General features: G+C 69.7%; 3 protein-coding genes. All 3 read right to left on the bottom strand.

Translation table 11 applies throughout. The features are described 5' to 3' along the window. Nucleotides 1-262 precede the first annotated feature (262 nt). Genes VM054_03205 through VM054_03195 form a run of 3 tightly spaced genes read right to left on the bottom strand, consistent with a single transcriptional unit; the run spans nt 263 to nt 2,846 of the window. Nucleotides 263-892, bottom strand: coding sequence for a ribonuclease HII (locus tag VM054_03205; protein ID HUT98060.1), 630 nt, complete (start codon nt 890-892; stop codon nt 263-265). A gap of 5 nt (nt 893-897) precedes the next feature. Then, the gene (locus VM054_03200; GenBank protein HUT98059.1) at nt 898-1,575 is read right to left on the bottom strand and encodes a DJ-1/PfpI family protein; all 678 of its coding nucleotides are present in this window, start codon (nt 1,573-1,575) and stop codon (nt 898-900) included. A gap of 5 nt (nt 1,576-1,580) precedes the next feature. Beyond that, nucleotides 1,581-2,846, bottom strand: coding sequence for a 2,3-bisphosphoglycerate-independent phosphoglycerate mutase (locus VM054_03195; GenBank protein HUT98058.1), 1,266 nt, complete (start codon nt 2,844-2,846; stop codon nt 1,581-1,583). Between the last annotated feature and the right edge of the window lie 507 nt (nt 2,847-3,353).

Raw genomic sequence — 3,353 nt, 5'->3', positions numbered from 1 at the left:
ATGACGTAGGGGCGGGTGTCCACACCCGCCCGCGGCACCTGTCACCCATGCTGCGATGACGTAGGGGCCGACCGACGGCGCGCCGTTCAGGTCGGCCCGTTCATGATGTAGGGCGGGGATTTGCCAGGGGCATAGCTCGCTTCGCTCGGTTCCCATCCCCGCCGCCTTTCTTCTAAGGTGGCCCTCACCCCTAACCCCTCTCCCGGAGGGAGAGGGGACACGCCCCGCCTCTCAACCCGGCCCGGACCGCACGACCCAATCATCACCGGTCGAGGAGGTCCGTCTGCCGGACCGCGTTCCAGCTCCAGCGGTGGACGGGGGTGGGTCCGAGCCGGCGCAGCGCCTCCAGGGCGGGACGGCCGTAGCCCTTGTTCTCGGCCAGGCCGTACCCCGGGAAAAACGAGTCCAGGGCGCGCATGAGGCGGTCGCGGGCGGTCTTGGCCAGGATGCTGGCGGCGGCGATGCTGGCCACGCGGGCGTCCCCCTTCACCACGCCCACCGCCGGAATTCCCAGGCGGGGGAAATGGGAACGCAGCTCGGGGCCGTCCACCAGGGCCAGCCGGGGTCGGGGGTTCAGGTCGTCCAGCGCCCGGCGCATGGCGAGGAAACTGGCGCCGATGATGTTCAGCCGGGCGATTTCGCCGGGGCAGGCGAAAGCCACCGCCCAGCTCCGGGCATTGGCCTTGATCTCGCCCTCGAGGCGGTCGCGCTCGGCGGGCGATAGCCGCTTGGAGTCGTCGAGCCCGAGCGGGATCCGGTTCGGGTCGAGGATGACGGCCGCCGCGGCCACCGGGCCGACCACCGGCCCGCGCCCCGCCTCGTCCAGGCCGGCCAGGGGTCCGGGGAAATCGCCCTCCGCGAGCACGCGGCGCTCGAAGGAATAATCCAGCATAGAACCTAAGACGGGGCGGCGAGGGCCTCGATGAGCGTCACGGCCAGCCGCGGCCCCTGGGGCCAGAACTCGCAGGTGCCGATGCGGCCGTCCAGGAAGACGTCCGAATCCTCCACCGCGACCGCCCCGCCCTCGCGCATCCTCTTGCGCTGCCCCTTGAAAACCGCCATCCTCACCCCGCGGGCCCGGTCGCCCTGCAAGAGGGCCAGGACGCCGATTCCGCTCGCCCCCACGTACCCGCCGCCCGCGAGCACCTTCCCGATTACCGTCCCGGTCGCGTGGAAATAGGCCATGCCCTCCATCCCCTTGGACTGCATGAGGTACAACAGGTCAACGCCGTCCAGGCGCGCCAGCTCCTCGAGCCCCAGGTCCAGGAGGGGGACGCTGCCCCCGAGGCCGGCGACTTGCCTGTAGTCGCTGGCGAGATAGACCCGGGCCCCGGCCTCGGTGAACAGGCGCCGCACGTCGTAGAGCTCGGGGTCGTAGAAGGAATCGCCCACCAGGATGACCACTCTCTTCCCGGCGAGCGCCCCGCGCAGGTTTTCGGGCAGCTCCACCCGGGGCGGAAGCTTGCCCACCAGCTCGGTGACGGCGCCGTCGCCCGCGGGCTCGGGGGCTGCCTCTTCCCCGCACGCGGCCGGCAGGAGGAGGGCGGCGAAAAGAAGGACGGGAAATATTTTCATGGGGGTCAGGCTCCGAACTTGGTGTAGCGGTTGGACAGGTTCAAAAGGATGGGCATGAGGTCGGTGCCCCGGGGGTGCCCCAGCCCACCCGCGGCGCAGGCGAACTCGTCGTAAGTCTCCACCGCGTCGGGGCGGACGCCCGGGCCGTGGACGAGGAGCGGGACGGGGTCGCCCGAGTGGTCGCCGACCTCGCAGGGGGTGGAGTGATCCCCCAGGACGGCGAGGACGGTCCCCGCGTGCCAGAGCGGCTCGGTGAGGGCCAGGAAGCGGTCCACCAGAAGGCAGGCGGCGATTTTCTCTTCGGGGGCGTCGTCGTGGCCGGCCAGGTCCGGGGCCTTGATGTTGATGAAGATGAGGTCGTAGGCGTCCCAGGCCCGTGTCACGGCCCGGGCCATGGCCTCGACGTCCGTGTCGGCGCCGCCGGTGGCCCCGGGACACTCGACGAGGTCGAAGCCGAGGTAGTTGCCCAAAAGGCCCTTCAGGAGGCCGACCTCCACCAGGGCGGCGGCCCGCAGCCCATGGAGCTCGCCGAAGGGTGGGATGTGCGGCACCAGCCCCCCGCCGCGCGGAAGGGGGCAGTTGGCCGGAGGAAGACCGGCCCGACGGCGCTCGTCGTTCACCGGGTGGACGTCCAGGATTTCGCGGCCCCGGCGGACGAACTCCTCCAGGGCGGCGCAGGTCCTGCGGGCGGCGGCGTACTCGGGGTCGCCCTCGGCCACCGTGGGTGAGCAGGGGTGGAGCGGTTCGCCCTCGGAGTGGGGGTCCACGTCGGACACCGCGCCGGAGAGCCCCTCGCCCCGGAGCACCAGGGCGGCCCGGTGGGCCACCGACTCCTTGAACAGGGCCGTCACGCCGCCGGAGAGCCGCATCCCGTCCAGGACGGCGGCCAGCTCGGCGGTCCGCTCTGTTATCCGCCCGGCACGCCGATCCGTGACGACCAGCGTCCCGTCCCGCTCCTGGACCGTGGCGAAGTTGCAGCGGAAGGCCACGTCACCGGCCCGCGGAGCGAGCCCGACCCCGGCGGCCTCCAGGGGGCCGCGGCCCGTGTAGTACTTATAGGGATCGTAGCCCAGGAGGGCCAGGTGCGCCGTGTCGCTCCCGGCGCAGATGCCCGGCGCGATGGGGTCCAGGAGCCCCGTTATCCCGCCGGCGGCCAGGCGGTCCAGGGTCGGCGTCGCCGCCGCGGACAGGGGCGTCCTTCCGCCCAGGGAGGACACCGGCCGGTCGCCGATGCCGTCGCCGATGATGAGGAATATCTTCCGCTTATCCATAAGTCCGCCAGTCCGAAAAGAGTACGAATCATCACCTGCGGAAAATTCCCGACGACGACCGATTCTCCCCGCGTTGCTTAAAGCACGCCCCCGAATCATTTATACGTGCCGCTCGCGGCGCCGACCTCTCGAATATTAAAACCCATCGTCGCGGAGTCGGGATACAACGCCCCGCGTTGCTGATGACACACCCCCGAACCTTTTTAATGTACCGCTCGCGGCGCAAACGTGACGGACGTTTAAATGTGTCGTTGCGGGACTGGGATGCAACGCCCCGCGTTGCCAACGCCCCGCGTTGCTTAAAGCACGCCCCCGAATCTTCTATATGTACCGCTCGCGGCGCCGACCTTTAGAATATCAAAAACCCATCGTCGCGGAATCGAGATGCAACGCTCGGCGTTGCTGATGACACACCCCCGAACCTTTTTAATGTACCGCTCGCGGCGCAAACGTGACGGACGTTTAAATGTGTCGTTGCGGGACTGGGATGCAACGCCCCGCGTTGCC

The sequence above is a fragment of the bacterium genome (assembly GCA_035528375.1).
In the GTDB taxonomy this organism is placed as follows: domain Bacteria; phylum RBG-13-66-14; class RBG-13-66-14; order RBG-13-66-14; family RBG-13-66-14; genus RBG-13-66-14.
Note: the sequence above shows the minus strand (reverse complement) of the source record. Positions and strands in the feature narration are given on the sequence as shown.

Bases quoted from the DNA above. Each gene is read 5' to 3' on its own strand.
- VM054_03205 (HUT98060.1), bottom strand. From the start codon at position 892: ATGCTGGATTATTCCTTCGAGCGCCGCGTGCTCGCGGAGGGCGATTTC.
- VM054_03195 (HUT98058.1), bottom strand. From the start codon at position 2,846: ATGGATAAGCGGAAGATATTCCTCATCATCGGCGACGGCATCGGCGAC.
- VM054_03200 (HUT98059.1), bottom strand. From the start codon at position 1,575: ATGAAAATATTTCCCGTCCTTCTTTTCGCCGCCCTCCTCCTGCCGGCC.